The organism is Exiguobacterium aestuarii, assembly GCF_020171655.1.
GTDB lineage: Bacteria > Bacillota > Bacilli > Exiguobacteriales > Exiguobacteriaceae > Exiguobacterium > Exiguobacterium aestuarii_A.
Genome location: NZ_JAIVAC010000001.1, coordinates 435445 through 450202, shown reverse-complemented (window position 1 = coordinate 450202; position 14758 = coordinate 435445). Strand labels below are relative to the sequence as shown.

General features: G+C 49.4%; 15 protein-coding genes and 1 riboswitch. Of the genes, 1 reads left to right on the top strand and 14 read right to left on the bottom strand.

The features are described 5' to 3' along the window. Nucleotides 1-7 precede the first annotated feature (7 nt). On the bottom strand, nucleotides 8-370 hold the full coding sequence (locus LCM29_RS02320) for an Asp23/Gls24 family envelope stress response protein (protein ID WP_015881350.1): 363 nt from the start codon (nucleotides 368-370) through the stop codon (nucleotides 8-10). Nucleotides 371-622: 252 nt separating this feature from the next. On the opposite strand from LCM29_RS02320, the gene rpmB reads away from it, so the two are divergent. Further along, the gene (rpmB, locus tag LCM29_RS02315) at nucleotides 623-811 is read left to right on the top strand and encodes a 50S ribosomal protein L28 (protein WP_015881349.1); all 189 of its coding nucleotides are present in this window, start codon (nucleotides 623-625) and stop codon (nucleotides 809-811) included. Nucleotides 812-869: 58 nt separating this feature from the next. Here rpmB and LCM29_RS02310 read toward each other — a convergent pair whose 3' ends face one another. The 13 genes from LCM29_RS02310 to gmk form a co-directional block, all read right to left on the bottom strand. Then, nucleotides 870-1457, bottom strand: coding sequence for a thiamine diphosphokinase (locus tag LCM29_RS02310; RefSeq protein ID WP_224860650.1), 588 nt, complete (start codon nucleotides 1455-1457; stop codon nucleotides 870-872). Further along, a complete protein-coding gene (gene thiT, locus LCM29_RS02305) occupies nucleotides 1454-2029 on the bottom strand; it encodes an energy-coupled thiamine transporter ThiT (RefSeq protein WP_074034820.1) in 576 nt (191 codons plus the stop codon). The genes LCM29_RS02310 and thiT overlap by 4 nt, the downstream gene beginning before the upstream one ends. 73 nt (nucleotides 2030-2102) lie before the next feature. After that, nucleotides 2103-2203, bottom strand: a riboswitch (TPP riboswitch). 20 nt (nucleotides 2204-2223) lie between these two features. Next, on the bottom strand, nucleotides 2224-2880 hold the full coding sequence (gene rpe / locus LCM29_RS02300) for a ribulose-phosphate 3-epimerase (RefSeq protein WP_224860648.1): 657 nt from the start codon (nucleotides 2878-2880) through the stop codon (nucleotides 2224-2226). Between the two features lie 3 nt (nucleotides 2881-2883). Next, complete coding sequence (rsgA, locus tag LCM29_RS02295) at nucleotides 2884-3771, bottom strand: ribosome small subunit-dependent GTPase A (protein ID WP_224862728.1); 888 nt, start codon at nucleotides 3769-3771, stop codon at nucleotides 2884-2886. A gap of 42 nt (nucleotides 3772-3813) precedes the next feature. Next, nucleotides 3814-5763, bottom strand: coding sequence for a Stk1 family PASTA domain-containing Ser/Thr kinase (gene pknB, locus LCM29_RS02290; RefSeq protein WP_214783830.1), 1950 nt, complete (start codon nucleotides 5761-5763; stop codon nucleotides 3814-3816). A 5-nt stretch (nucleotides 5764-5768) separates the two neighbouring features. Then, on the bottom strand, nucleotides 5769-6503 hold the full coding sequence (locus LCM29_RS02285; protein ID WP_214745525.1) for a Stp1/IreP family PP2C-type Ser/Thr phosphatase: 735 nt from the start codon (nucleotides 6501-6503) through the stop codon (nucleotides 5769-5771). Between the two features lie 8 nt (nucleotides 6504-6511). Continuing rightward, entirely contained in the window at nucleotides 6512-7597 is a 1086-nt protein-coding gene (rlmN, locus tag LCM29_RS02280) for a 23S rRNA (adenine(2503)-C(2))-methyltransferase RlmN (RefSeq protein ID WP_214691788.1), read from the bottom strand. A gap of 4 nt (nucleotides 7598-7601) precedes the next feature. Beyond that, nucleotides 7602-8933 carry a 16S rRNA (cytosine(967)-C(5))-methyltransferase RsmB gene (rsmB, locus tag LCM29_RS02275; protein ID WP_224860646.1) on the bottom strand — a complete coding sequence of 444 codons (1332 nt, stop codon included), beginning with the start codon at nucleotides 8931-8933 and terminating at the stop codon, nucleotides 7602-7604. Continuing rightward, nucleotides 8920-10320, bottom strand: a complete 1401-nt coding sequence (gene fmt, locus LCM29_RS02270; protein ID WP_224860644.1) for a methionyl-tRNA formyltransferase — start codon at nucleotides 10318-10320, stop codon at nucleotides 8920-8922. Before fmt ends, rsmB begins: the two co-directional genes overlap by 14 nt. 11 nt (nucleotides 10321-10331) lie before the next feature. Beyond that, nucleotides 10332-12656 (bottom strand): primosomal protein N', encoded by a 2325-nt coding sequence (gene priA, locus LCM29_RS02265; protein ID WP_224860642.1) that lies wholly within the window; start codon nucleotides 12654-12656, stop codon nucleotides 10332-10334. Beyond that, on the bottom strand, nucleotides 12653-13843 hold the full coding sequence (coaBC, locus tag LCM29_RS02260; RefSeq protein WP_224860639.1) for a bifunctional phosphopantothenoylcysteine decarboxylase/phosphopantothenate--cysteine ligase CoaBC: 1191 nt from the start codon (nucleotides 13841-13843) through the stop codon (nucleotides 12653-12655). The genes priA and coaBC overlap by 4 nt, the downstream gene beginning before the upstream one ends. A 58-nt stretch (nucleotides 13844-13901) precedes the next feature. Beyond that, entirely contained in the window at nucleotides 13902-14111 is a 210-nt protein-coding gene (rpoZ, locus tag LCM29_RS02255) for a DNA-directed RNA polymerase subunit omega (protein WP_015881337.1), read from the bottom strand. Then, nucleotides 14111-14758, bottom strand: a complete 648-nt coding sequence (gene gmk, locus LCM29_RS02250) for a guanylate kinase (RefSeq protein WP_031421596.1) — start codon at nucleotides 14756-14758, stop codon at nucleotides 14111-14113. Before gmk ends, rpoZ begins: the two co-directional genes overlap by 1 nt.

Sequence of the window (14758 nt, the reverse complement as noted above, 5' to 3'; positions counted from 1 at the left end):
GTTTTCGTCAGTCATTCGTCAGACGAACGCCTTGAACGAATATATTTACCGACGAAACGTTTAATCCTAAAGTTTCTCCAAGCGTATACTTCACTCGGCTCTGCACGTTGTATGCAACTTCAGATACTTTCGTTCCGTAGCTTACAATGATGTGCATGTCGATATGTACGTCTTCATCTTCTTGACGTACGACGACACCACGCGCGTAATTTTCACGTTTTAACAATTCAGCAATGCCGTCTTTCAATTGTGCTTGTGAAGCCATGCCGACTACACCGAAGCATTCCATCGCTGCACCACCTGCGAGTGTCGCGATGACGTCACTTGTGATGTCAATATTGCCATATGTTGTCTTCATTTCAATTGCCATATGGAGTAGCCTCCTTTATTCGGAATGATTCCTAATGTACATTCTACAATAAGTACCTAGTTATTAAAAGAACCTGCTCCAGAAACTCGGTCAATTAACGCGATAACCTCATTCATTATTCAAATCCTTGAGAGTAATGTCAAGTTTTTTTCTTGTCATGGTACGATTTTCTAGTTGCATCGGGAAAAAAGCCGTGCTAATATAAACGAGTGTCTATTAGGACGAACCCACATAAAAAAGGAGGGGAAACGCATGGCACGTAAATGCTACGTAACAGGTAAATCACCTAAATCAGGTAACAACCGTTCGCACGCACTCAACAAGACAAAACGTACTTGGGGTGTAAACGTACAAAAAGTTCGTATTCTCGTTGACGGTAAACCGAAACGCGTTTGGGTTTCAGCTCGCGCACTTAAATCAGGTCTCGTTGAACGCGTATAATACTTATACACGAACGAATAAATCCCAGCGGCATTCGCCGATGGGATTTTTTTTTTGCTTATTTTTTGATGATCATGACAAGAACCATTCCGTGATGGACCGTCAATCGGGCAGACGCTTCGGTCCATTCATTCGAAATCGTCAACGCCTCCCCACTCTTGACCTCATGATGGTCGAGTGGATATTTGACACCTTCAATCGAGATCGTGGCCGTCTTCCAAGGCATGAAGGAAAGATAGTGCCCGTCTCGCTTCATAATGACCTCGCTACCTGTTCTCACGAGATAAACCGTTTGACCTTCTCCGTGAAGAACCATCTCCGGATACGCTTCAAGTAAGCCGACGTTCGCAAACGTCATATCGATGCGTCCGCCTAAGCCACCATATACATCCATCCGTGTCGCCCCGCGTTCTCTCGCGAACGCTAGTGCAATCTCTAAGTCCGTCACGTCTTTCTCCGAAGGATAGCGTAGCGCCTCCTCAGGCGGTAGTCCTTTAAACGAATCAAAGTCCCCGACCACGACGTCTGGCATGATCTCTTCATCTAATAATCTTTGATATCCACCATCGACACCGATGACAAAATCGGCATCACGCGGTAAGTCCGGAATGGGTTCCGGACTAGCCGCGACGATCAATATATTCATTGACGGAGATCCCGTGTCGCCACACGCGTGAAACGTGGTGCTGTCGTGAAGAGGAGCACTAACACGATGGCTGAGATGACAAAGGATGGTGCCATATACGTAGCATTGTAGCCGAGTGAATAGGCGACGACCGGACCTTCTGCATATTCAGCAAAGAAGACAATTCCCGAGATGACGTGCGCCGCGTATCGTAACATCGAACCAAGGAGCGCCCCGAGTACTAAATATGTGGCAAGCGTCTTCGTCGCCCCGTTGCTCGCAGCTTGCTTCACACGCCCCGCGAACACTCCGGCCATTCCGACGAGACCATAAGCGACCGTATAGTCGAGCAGGAATTGTACAGGCGTGAAAATATAGGCACCGAACAAGAGTTGAAGTGTCCCGACGAGGGCACCTGTTGCGAGACCACCTTTTAATCCGTGGCGGAATGCCATCACAAAGATCGGGAGCATCGCTAAACTGATGGATCCCCCTTGTGGCAAACGGTATGGAATGAGCAAATCAAAAATGAGCCCGAGCGCTGCAAACAATGAAATTTCAATGAGCGCTTGTAATTTGAAACGTGATTTCATCTTTCTTCCTCCTTTATTTGGTTGAACGACAAAAAGCAGCATGACGTAAACGCCATGCTGCTTGGATTCGCAACGTGCATTTTCGCCACATCCCTACGTCCGTGTGAACGGAACAGGTTCAAAGGGTTAGCGTATGCCTCTCAGCCACATTATGTGACACCCCTTGCGACTCTATCTTGTTGTTCTATCGTCGATTATACACGAGATGCGCCACGAATGCTATCGATGGCTGCTTTATAATCTGGTTGATTATAGATGGCTGATCCCGCAACAAGGACATCAGCCCCTGCGTCGATGCAATATTTTGCCGTTTCCGCGTTGACACCACCATCGATTTCAATCTCAAAATCAAGCTGACGGTCTTGGCGGAGCTGACTGAGTGCTGAAATTTTCGGTACGACCGATTCGATGAAGGCTTGTCCCCCGAACCCTGGGTTGACGGTCATGAGCAATACCATGTCGATGTCCGCAAGCACGTGTTCAATCGTCGAGAGCGGTGTATGCGGGTTCAAGACGACTCCGCATTTTGCGCCAGCCGCTTTGATTTGTTGCAAGACGCGATGCAAATGGTTCGTCGCTTCCACGTGAACGGTCACGATGTCCGCTCCCGCTTTCACGAAGTCTTCGACATAGCGTTCCGGTTGGTCAATCATCAAATGCACATCGAGGACCATGTCTGATTTTTTACGCAAGCTTGCGAGGACCGGCAGACCAATCGAGATGTTCGGCACGAACTGTCCGTCCATGACGTCAAAATGGATATAGTCCGCTCCCGCTTCTTGGACAGCTTTCACTTCCGCCTCCAAATTGGCAAAGTCGGCCGCTAAAATAGATGGTGCAATTTTAATCATCTGTCAATACCTCCGTTTTCGATCGTTTAACTCCTCCATAAAGGTAACATAATTCTCGTACCGTGTTGAAGCGATTTCACCATTTTCAACGGCTTGTTTGATGGCACATCCCGGTTCATTCAGGTGAGCACATCCGCGGAACTTACAATCGTCATGGCGTTCCACGAAATCAGGGAAGCACCATCTGAGTTCATCTGCCTCAAGTTCTTGCGGAAACTCCAAGCTTGAAAATCCAGGTGTGTCGGCAACAAGCCCATCCGCTAATTGAATTAACGTCACGTGTCGCGTCGTATGCTTCCCTCGACCGAGTGATTTAGAGATTTCCCCTGTCGCCAACTCGAGCTCTGGCGCGACGGCGTTAAGTAACGAACTTTTTCCGACACCGGTCTGACCGGCGAAGACACTCGTCTTCCCTTTGAAGAGACCGCGCACTTCATCGACTCCGTGAGCATGCTCCGTCGATGTCTCAATCACGTCATACCCGATGGCGCGATAACGTGCAATCGCTTCTTGTATCGGCTCGACTTCATGTTCACCGAGCAAGTCCATCTTCGTCAAGACGATGATTGGATGAATTTGCTTTGACTCGATGAGGACGAGGAAACGGTCGAGTAAATGATATGAAAACGCCGGTTCTTTTACTGAAAAGAGGAGGAACGCCTGATCGATATTGGCAATCGGCGGGCGAACGAGGTGGTTTTGACGCTCTTCCACCTCTAAAATATAGCCGGTCCCATCTTCTTGATCTTGAATCACCACATCATCGCCGACGACCGGTGAGATGTTGCGTTTTCGAAAGTTTCCTCTGGCCCGACAACGAATCTCTTGATTCGTCTCGGTCATCACATCGTAAAACCCGCCTTGAAGGCGAATGATTGTTCCTTTCATTATGACTACCTCCTTTAAAAAAGAGGTGACGACACCGTCACCTCTTTATTGTGCCTCTTCAGCTTGTGCATATGTGACTGAATCTGTTCGGACAATCTCACCATCGACTTCAATCGTCGCCGTCCCGACTTCGTCAGGGGCAATGACGAGCGTATACGAATACGTTGTCGTCTCTGTGATTTGATCACGAAGCACCTCAATCTCACCGCGTGCGTCAACCGTACGAATCACGACTTCGACCGTCTTCGGTTTCTTGTCTTTGTCCGGTTGCTCGACTTCCACGGTCACTTCACGTTCAATTGAAATATCAGTCGGTTCAACGCCTTCCGATACGATGACCGTGAGCTCCGTTCCCGGGTCGACTGCTGTCCCGGCTGTCGGAAGTTGACGGATGATTTGACCTTTTGGAACACTTGTCGAAAATTCATCCCGCTTCACGATTTTCAATTTGTTCTGTTCAGCATAAATGGATGCTTCGTCGAACGTATATCCAGCAAGGTTCGATAGTTCCACTTTGTTGCTTCCTGTCGACACGACGAGTGTGACCGTCACCTCTGAAGGAACGACCTCTTCACCTGGGTCGACCGATTGCGAAATCACGTCTCCGCTATTCACCGTTTCGGAAGCTTCTGTTGTGATTTCAAGGTCGCTGAATGCCAAGTCTTTCAACATACGTTCGGCAGCAGTTTGCGAGAGACCTTCTACGTTTGGCATTTCGACTGTTTCTTTTCCAGCCGATACGACAATCGTCACGGTCGTTCCGCGTTTTGGCTTACGTCCTTCTTGCGGATTTTGCGAAATGACCTCACCCTCCGCAATATCATCGCTCGCCCGTTCTGTCACTTCGACGACAAACCCGGAAGCTTCAAGCTCTGTCGTCGCATCCCCGATACTCATGCCGACGACATCCGGCACGACGGAACGCGACATCTCGTCGGCGACCACGTAAGCGGCAATGCTTCCACCAATCAATAGAACGATGAGTAAGATCCAAATCCACCATTTTCGTTTCTTCTTTTTCACAGGCACCTCTTCCGGTTCCTGTTCTTTTGGTGGCGTGACCGGTGGTGGTGTCACGGGCACATCTTGTTTTTCTTCCGGCACGACCGGTGCCATGACGAGCGTCTGGTCGAACTCGTCTTGATTTGCCGAGAGTCGTCTCGGTTCATTGGCACGTTCACGGCTCAACGCGGTCATGCAATCTTTTTTAAAGGCTGCGACCGATGCATGTCGGGCACCCGGTGATTTTGATAAGGCTTGCATGACACAGTTCTCAAGCGCTTGTGGGATATTCGGATTTAAGTCCATCGGTCGAATCGGGTCATCTTGCAAATGTTGAAGGGCGACCGCGACCGGCGTCTCGCCGATGAACGGTACACGACCCGTCAACAATTCATAAAGAACCGCACCGAGCGAGTAAATGTCCGATTTTTCATCCGCAAATTTCCCACGAGCTTGCTCGGGTGAGAAGTAATGGACAGAACCAAGGACGGACATCGTATGCGTCAACGTCGCATTCGACATCGCGACAGCAATCCCAAAATCGGTCACTTTCACGTTTCCATGCTGATCGATCATCATATTCTGCGGCTTGATGTCCCGGTGAATGATTCGGTTCGCATGGGCGTGGTCAATCGCATCACAAATCTGCCCCATGATGCGCAACGCCTCATCGACAGATATGTATTCTTCCTGCAAATATTGTTTTAACGTCACGCCATCGACGTGCTCCATGACGATATAGTATAAATCATCTTCATCGCCGACGTCGTAGATGGCGACGATATTCGGATGGTTCAGACTCGTAGCCGCGTGGGCTTCTCGCTCGAACCGACGTATAAATTGTTCGTTATGTGAGAATTCAGATCGCAACACCTTGATGGCGACGGTTCGGTTTAAAATCTCGTCATGAGCCCGGTAGACATTTGCCATGCCTCCGCTGCCGATTTGTTGTTCGATCCGATAACGATCGTTGATTCGTTCTCCGCTTCGCATCGGATTCATCCTCTCTTTCTATCTGTGAATTGAACGAGGGCGACCGTGATGTTGTCGCTCCCTCCCAATTGGTTGGCTTCCGCAATCAGTTGATCTGCCTTTTGATCAGCTGATACAGCTTGTTGTAAAACGTGTTGAATCGCCCCATCGGTCAGATGTGTCGTCAATCCATCCGTACAAATTAAAATCACATCAAACTCAGGGTCAGCGAGCACTTGTACGTCAGGCTCGACTTGTTCGCTTGAACCGATCGCTCGGGTGATGACATTTCGTTTCGGATGAACGCGCATCTCTTCTTCCGTCAATTCACCGAGCTGTTTGAGCACGTTGACGTAAGAATGGTCTTCTGTAAGACGCCTTAATTCGTTCGCTTGCAGGGCATAGACACGGCTATCGCCGATATGAACGATGACAACTGTCTCTCCGTTCCAACAAACGGCCGCCACAGTCGTTCCCATCATGACGAGGTTAGACTGTTTCGCAAACTGCAACACTTGTTCATTCGCCAAGTGAATGTGATGGCGGAACCATTGTTCGATGTCGACAGGGGTCGACGGGAGAGACGGGAAAGCCCGTCGAAACTCTTCAATCACGATTTGACTCGCGACCTCTCCCGCTGCATGTCCACCCATTCCGTCGGCAACGAGCGCAATTCCTGAGAAGGCATCGCCTAAGATTAAAACTGCATCTTCATTTTGTGTGCGTACTTGTCCACGATCTGTTCGAAATGCTAATTCCATCTTTCTGATTACCTCGTTTCTTGTTCGCGCTCCTTCGCTCGAAGTTGCCCACAAGCAGCATCGATATCCGAACCTTGTTCGCGACGAATCGTCACGTTCACATTGCGGTCTTTGAGCACTTTTTCGAAGGCAAAGATTTGAGCTCTCGGTGTGCGTACGTAGTCGCGTTCCAATACGTGGTTGACTGGGATCAAGTTGACGTGGCATTTGATGCCTTTCAACAAGTCAGCCAATTCGTGGGCATGGTCTTCCGTATCGTTGACGCCACCAAACAATCCGTATTCGAACGTGATCCGACGACCGCTCTTCTCCGTATAGTAACGGACGGCATCCATCAACTTGTTCAAGTCAAACGCACGGTTGATTGGCATGAGACGTGTACGTAGTTCTGTCGAAGCCGCATGAAGAGAGATGGCGAAGTTGATGCGCATACCTTCATCGGCAAACTTATAAATTTTTGGAACGATTCCGCTCGTTGATACCGTGATGTGACGGGCACCGATGTTAAGGCCATTATCATGGTTGACCGTACGTAAGAAGCGCATCAACTCATCATAGTTATCAAACGGTTCACCAATTCCCATGACGACGATCGAGTCAACACGTTCGCCTGTCGCGTCTAGGGCGCGCTGTACATCAAGAACTTGTGCCGTGATTTCACCAGCTTCTAAGTTACGTTTCAACCCACCAAGTGTTGAGGCACAGAACGTACAGCCGATCCGGCAACCGACTTGTGTCGTGACACAAATGGAGTTCCCGTACTCGTGACGCATGAGAACCGTTTCAATTGAATAGCCATCTTGAAGTTCGAACAAGAATTTGATCGTACCGTCTTGCGATTCTTGTTTGACCAATTCTTTCAACGTTGTCAGTTGGAACGACTCTTGTAATTGGTCACGAAGTGCTTTTGGAACGTTCGTCATATCGTCGAATGACGTGACACGTTTGACGTACATCCAATCATATAATTGTTTCGCACGGAATGATTTTTCTCCTGCTTCCACGACCCACGCCTCAAGTTCAGGGAACGTCAACGAATAAAGTGACGGTTTTGCGCCTAAAAGTGGATTCTTTTCTACTGCTTTTGGATTCATTGTTTTATACCTCTTTCTTAAATGCGGCGATATAGAAGCCGTCGGTCCCGAATGTCGTCGGTAATAGTTTTAATTCAGCACGGTCCGATGCCATGATCGGACGAACAGATTGCGGCAGACGCTCTTTTAGCGTCTCGTCCCACACCAATCCTTTTGACAATACATAGTCAGCCTGCGTCTCGTTCTCGGACGGATCAATCGTGCATGTCGAGTAAACAAGCGTACCACCTGGTTTGAGCAGTGGCAATACGGCATCAATGATTTGTCGTTGAATCTTCGGTAAGTTTTCTAACTGGGCTTTGTCTTTCGTCCATTTGATATCTGGCTTCCGACGAATGACACCAAGACCCGAACAAGGAACATCCAGAAGAATACGGTCAAAGCTCTCTTTTTCAAACCGTTCACCTGCCAGACGAGCATCAAGGGCAAGTGCGGTCACTCCATTGATGTGAAGACGTTTGGCTTGCTGGTCGATCAATTTCGCTTTATGTGGATGAAGATCGAGCGCTGTGAGCGAACCGTTCTCCATCCGTTCTGCTGTGTGCATCGCTTTCCCACCAGGGGCGGCACATGCATCTAAAATCTGATCATCTTTCGATACACCGAGGGCATCTGCGACAAGCATCGAGCTCTCATCTTGAATCGATAAGAAGCCCTCCTCGATGAACGGGGTCGAATGGACGTTGCCCGATTCGACAACGAGTCCATCGCTTGATAGTTCAGAGCGTGACGTCAAGACACCTAAGTCGGCCAACCGGTTCATCATGTCGTCGACAGACGCGCGTTTACGGTTGACGCGAACCGTGACAGGAGCCGGTTCGTTGTTTAATTGACAGATGGCTTCTGCCGTTTCCACCCCATATAGGTCAATCCAATCGGAAACGAGCCATTTCGGATGACTATGTTCGATTGAGATTCTTTCCGCATCTGTCAATTCGCTAAAGTCAGGGAACCCTTCACGGAGAACGTTACGTAACACCCCGTTCACGAATTTACTCGTTCCGAGATGGTGTCCTCGTTTTTTCGCGATTTCGACCGCTTCGTGTAAGACGGCGCGATCTGGCACCTTATCGAGGTAAAAGAGTTGATATACACTCATCCGAAGAAGCGGAAGGACGAACTTATCGAGCTTCTTCGGCGAACGGATTCGATCGTTTAAGATGTAATCCAACGTTCCTTTTCGACTGAGTGTCCCATAAACGAGTTCGGTATAAAGACCGACATCTTTTGGAGCGACTTTCTTTTGTTTTAATGCATCATTGACGGCAATCGTTGAATACGCGCCGCCTTGTTCAATTTTTATCAGCGTATCAAGCGCTGCTTCACGTACGTTCATGAGTTCCTCCTAATCGGTCACCAACACGCAACTTCTGTCCAGCTCCACGCATGAAGGTCGCACCATCCATTCGTTTTTTCCCTGCTGGTTGTAAGTCCGTCACTTTAATGGCAACGCTGTTCCCAGTCGCCACGACGAATCCGTCCTCTTCAAGTCGGACGACTTCTCCAGGTTGACCTGCACCCGTCGTCTTCTCTCCCATGAACAGTTTCACGCGTTCGCCGTCAAGAATCGAATAGGCAGTCGGGAATGGATTCATCCCGCGAATGTGATTATAGATGGCTTCCCCACCCATACCCCAGTCGATTTGTTCGCGCTCACGGCTGATGTTCGGTGCAAACGTCACATCCCGCTCATCTTGAGGGACCGCTTCAATCCATCCTTCTAAGAAAGCTGGAAGTGTACGGATGAGAAGATCGCTTCCTGCTACAGCCAGTTTATCAAATAACGTTCCGACCGTATCCATTTCTTCAATCGGAACAATCGTATTGGCAATCATGTCACCTGCGTCCAATTTGTCGACCATATACATGATTGTCACACCTGTTTCCGACTCACCATCGATGATGGCTTGATGGATCGGGGCACCTCCACGATATTTCGGAAGTAGCGAGGCATGGACATTGATTGCTCCATGAGACGGTGCCTCGAGTAATGCGGTCGGCACGATTTGACCATACGCTGCCGTGACGATGAGGTCCGGACGTAACGCTAAAATTTCTTCATAATCCGTGCGAACTTTCTCAGGTTGCAAGACAGGAATGCCGTGACGGAGTGCACACTCTTTCACAGGCGTTGGTTTCAGTTCACGTTTTCGTCCGACCGGTTTGTCCGGTTGTGAGACGACACCTACGACATTGTATCCTTCTTCGAGCAGTCGCTCAAGTACAGATACTGCAAATGTCGGAGTTCCCATGAAGACGATCCGTTTGTCTTTTCCAGGGTTTGGAACCGCGAGCTTATCTGTGAATAAGACGCCATCCAAATGATCCATCTCATGTTGAATCGCCCGGGCGAAAAAGCCGCTCGCTTGAATGGTATGTGTCCGTCCTTTCAAGTCCTGATTTTTGACGACAATCGACTCATGGCGTTCCACGAATCCAAATTCGCCCGGGATGCTCAAACACCCTTCGAGTCCGACCTCACGTCCTGACGTCTCAATGATTTCAGGATTGATCAAGACGAGAGGACCCGTCTCATCATCGGTATGGACGACTGCGAGTCGTTGATTCAAGTTGACCTGTGGTGCCGCAACACCGACTCCATCATACTCATACATCGTATCAAACAATCGGTCGACCGTTTGACGCAATTTTTTATCGAACTTCGTTACCGGTTCGCATGTTACGCGTAATATATCGTTCGGTACTTCTACTACTTTATACATGTCTCTCCACCTCACATGAATACGTATGGGTTCACATCGATACTCATTTGATATTCTTTCTTACTGATCGCTTTCGCTCTTGCTTGTTGAAGGCGAGCTAACTCCGCGTAGAGCGTTTCAGGTTGTTTCGTTTTAATGAACACCTGATAACGATACGCATTCTTTAATTTTGATAACGGGGCAGGCATCGGACCGTTCAAGCGGCTGTTCTCCACTTGTGCCTGTAAAAAGTCTGATGCAAACAGTTCCGCCTCCGTCTTGGCGACGAGCGGATTTTCTGCCGAGAACGTGACGAGCGTCAAAAACCAATACGGCGGATGGTTCCCGACTTGACGAAGACCCATTTCTTTGGCGAAGAACGTCTCATAGTCGTGTTCACTCGCTGTCTCGATGACATAATGGTCCGGATTGTATGTTTGGACGAACGCCTCACCTGGAAGTTTTCCACGACCGGCTCTCCCTGCCACTTGGGTGACAAGTTGGAACGTCCGCTCGGTCGCACGGAAATCAGGCATCCCGAGCGTCGCATCTGCCGCAAGTACTCCGACGAGCGTGACGTTTGGGAAGTCGAGTCCTTTGGCAATCATTTGGGTGCCGAGTAAAATGTCGGCCTCTCCTTCTTCGAAGCGTCGTAACAATTGTTCGTGTGACCCTTTCCGCGACGTCGTATCTTGGTCCATTCGGATGATCCGCGCCTCCGGAATCCGATTCAACAACTCCGTCTCGATCTTCTGGGTGCCTGATCCGAACTGCTTGATTTTCTTACTGTTACACGATGGACACGTCGACGGCATGCCGACTTCATAGCCACAATAATGACACTTCAATCGATCACCATATTGATGATACGTCAAATTGACGGCACAATGCGGACAGGTCATTCCTTCCCCACAGTCCCGACACATGACAAATGTCGTAAACCCACGGCGATTCAACAGAATGACACATTGCTCTTTTTTCTCGATCCGGTCGAGGATTCCATTAAACAATTCCTCAGAGAACATCGTCGTATTGCCTTTTGCCAGTTCACGGCGCATATCGATAATGTGGACCGGTGGCATTTCTCCACCGTACCGTTCTTTCAAGTGTAAGTAGCGATACACACCCTTTTGCGCCCGGGCGTATGACTCGAGCGAAGGTGTCGCACTCCCCAACACGACGGGACACCCATGATAGCGGGCCCGCCAGATGGCGACATCGCGCGCATGATAGCGCGGGTTCTCTTCTTGTTTATACGTCGTCTCATGCTCTTCATCTAAGATGATGAGACCGAGACGGTCGAGCGGCGCAAAGATGGCCGAACGAGCACCGACGACGACGTCGACTTCCTTCCGCTTAATTTTACGCCACTCATCATACTTTTCCCCTTTAGAAAGGGCACTGTGTAAGACTGCGACGCGTTCACCGAAGCGACGTTTAAAACGTTTTACCATCATCGGCGTCAAACTGATTTCCGGCACGAGCAAGATGGCCTGCTTGCCTTCATCAATGACTTGCCCAATCGATTCTAAATACACTTCGGTCTTTCCGCTACCGGTCACACCGTGTACAAGTAATGTCTCGCCTGCATCCGCCTCATGGATTGCCTGGACCGCGTTCGCCTGACTATCGTTTAACTGCACCGATTCCTGTACTTGTTCAATCGTCGCGTACGGGTCACGATTCAATTCCACTTCGGTCAACCGCACCGCACCGAGATCTTCGAGCTTTTGAAGTTGGGGTCGAGTCAACCCGATTTGGCGTAATGCCGACCAATACATACGTGGCGTCTCTTCTAACGCTTGAATCGCTTCTAGTTGCTTTTTCGCACGTTTCGAGACGACTGTCGGATCGAGCAGTTCGACGACGATGTCTGTTTTGACTGTTTTCTTTTCTTTCAGAACGGGAGCGAGGGTAAGCTCCCCTTTTTTAGCAAGTCCGAGAATGACCGATTGAATGTCTTTCGGATATTCCGATAAATGTGTCCCGAGACGAACACCTTCAGGCACATGCCCCTCTTTAATTTCTTTGTCGTAACTAACTTTTAGCGCTGCCGGTAGCATCGCAAGGAGTGCAGAAGAACGGAAGCATAGCGTCGTCTCCTTCACATGGATGGACAAGTCGAGCAGTTCATCCGTTAGTGAGGATTCTTCATCTAATAAGGCTTCGAGCGGCTTCAATCCATCTCTCGTCCCGTCCGATGTGCCAACGACGATTCCTAACAGACGGCGTGAACCGAATGGAACGGAGACACGCATCCCCGGTTCAATCAAGGATTCGAACTGTTCGGGTACTTCATAATCAAACGGACGATCAATCGTGATCACCGGTGCATCAACATGGACATGGGCAATCATTGGACCGCTTCCTTAAAGTGTGTGAGCAGTTCGAACGCCAACTGTTTCTTCGACTGTTTCGGAAGCTGGAGCTTTGTCCCGTCGGCGTGGAACAGGACAGCCTCATTATCATCTGCACCGAATCCGACGTCACTACCGGATACATCGTTTGCGACGAGGAAATCGACGTTCTTTTTCTTCAGTTTCGCTGCCGCATGTTCTTCGAGTCGTTCCGTCTCCGCAGCAAAGCCGACTAACACTTGATGGGTCTTTCGTTCACCGAGTGTCTTGAGAATGTCTGTCGTTTCTTCGAGTTCGATTGTGAGTGGACCATGCACTTTTTTATGTTTCTCTGCATGGACCGTTTTAGGACGATAATCCGCGACTGCCGCTGACTTCACGACGAGGTCGAGTGATTCGAAACGACTTGTCACTTCCTGCAACATCTCTTCGCTCGATTTGACGGGAATGGCCGTCACACCGTCTGGTACGGGTACTTGAAGCGGACCATGGACGAGGGTGACACGGGCACCCATATCACGTGCCACTTCCGCGAGTGCCACGCCCATTTTTCCTGACGAGTCATTTGATAAGTAACGGACGGGGTCGATGCGTTCTACCGTCGGACCAGCCGTAATCAATACTTCTTTTCCGAGGTATAGTTTCGGGACGAACTGGCTTTCGATGATGCGCACCAAATCTTCTGGTTCCGGCAGACGTCCACCGCCAATCCAGCCACATGCCAAGTTACCGACACCTGGTTCGATCAATTGATAGCCGTATGATTTTAATGTATCGATATTTCGCTGTGTGGCAGGATGTTCGAGCATGTTCACATTCATCGCCGGTGAGACAATCACCGGGCACTTCGCCGCTAGGATCGACGTCGTGATGAAGTCATCTGCAATCCCGTTCGCTAATTTCGCAATCGTGTTGGCCGTCGCAGGAGCGACGACGATCAAGTCACTCGAGTCGACGACATCGATATGTGCAATCTTTGTTGGATCATGCTCTTCAAACACATCGGTATAGACCGGATTTCGACTGAGCGCCTGGAAGGTCGCCTGACCCACGAATTGTTCTGCCGACTTCGTCATCGCGACGCGAACATTCGCTCCGGCTTGAACCAATTTCGATGTGAGCGCACACGCCTTGTAGGCGGCGATGCCACCACTCACACATAACAAAATAGTACGATCCTTCACCATTCCCAAACTCCCCCTTATAGACAATGAGACCCAAGTCGCAAACGACTTGGGTCACACTTCATCCGTTGTTTTTTTCGTTCACGATGATTGTCGTATCACCCGAAAATAGTTCTTCTAACGCTTGACCGACCGGCTTATATGATTTTGGCTCGGCGACTTTCGGTGCTTTTCCATCTTGAATCTGACGCGCCCGTTTCGCAGCGACCGTAACGATCGTATATTTTGACGGGATAGTACGTTGTAAGGCATCAATCGAAGGGTATAACATTAAATGACCTCCATCATGGCTTTTTTATAGAGTGACGCAACACGTTCACGTTTACAATGCTCAGCTGTCACAATCGCTTTAATCCGATCGATGGCTTTGTCGACCTCGTCGTTCGTGACGACGTAATCATAGGCGTCCATCAACTCGATTTCTTCACGCGCGACGAGCAGGCGTTGCTTGATGACTTCTTCAGACTCCGTGCCTCGTCCGATTAGACGATTGCGAAGTTCTTGAAGACTTGGTGGTGCCAAGAATAAAAAGACGGCTTCCGGGAGAAGTTCCTTCACTTGGAACGCCCCTTGCACCTCAATTTCAAGAATGACATCTTGGCCGCTTTCGAGCGTTTCACGCACCCACTCTACAGGCGTCCCGTAATAGTTGCCGACGAACTCGGCGTGTTCGAGCAATTCTTTTTGTTCGATCATGCGTTCGAACTCTTCTCTCGATTTGAAGAAGTAATGCACTCCTTCGACTTCCCCTTCACGTGGCTTTCGAGTCGTCGCCGACACCGAATATTGAAGGTTATTGTCCTCTTCCTCGCGAAGAGCACGACAAACGGTCCCTTTTCCGACACCGCTCGGTCCAGACAAAACGATTAATAATCCTCGTTCTTTAAAATTCACTGCAAGCCCTCCATCTTCTAACAT